The organism is Salinisphaera orenii subsp. halophila YIM 95161, assembly GCF_003732545.1.
GTDB classification, from domain to species: domain Bacteria; phylum Pseudomonadota; class Gammaproteobacteria; order Nevskiales; family Salinisphaeraceae; genus Salinisphaera; species Salinisphaera orenii_A.
Genome location: NZ_AYKF01000048.1, coordinates 1 through 326, shown reverse-complemented (window position 1 = coordinate 326; position 326 = coordinate 1). Strand labels below are relative to the sequence as shown.

General features: G+C 64.7%; 1 protein-coding gene. It reads left to right on the top strand.

Features of this window, described 5'->3' with window-relative positions; all coding sequences use genetic code 11:
* The coding region (locus SAHL_RS03315; RefSeq protein ID WP_245968371.1) for a GTP-binding protein at nt 1-326 on the top strand (326 nt) is incomplete at both ends.

The window sequence follows — 326 nt, the reverse complement described above, 5'->3', positions numbered from 1 at the left end:
TTGTTCGGTTCGGAGCTGTCGGCCTTTGACATGATCGACAAGGCGCCGGAAGAGAAGGCGCGCGGGATCACGATCTCGACCTCGCACGTGGAGTACGAATCCGAGGCGCGCCACTACGCGCACGTCGACTGCCCGGGCCACGCCGACTACGTCAAGAACATGATCACCGGTGCCGCCCAGATGGACGGCGCGATCATGGTGGTCTCGGCGGCGGACGGCCCGATGCCGCAGACGCGCGAGCACATCCTGCTGGCACGCCAGGTCGGCGTCCCGTTCATCGTCGTGTACCTGAACAAGGCCGACATGGTCGACGACGAAGAACTGCT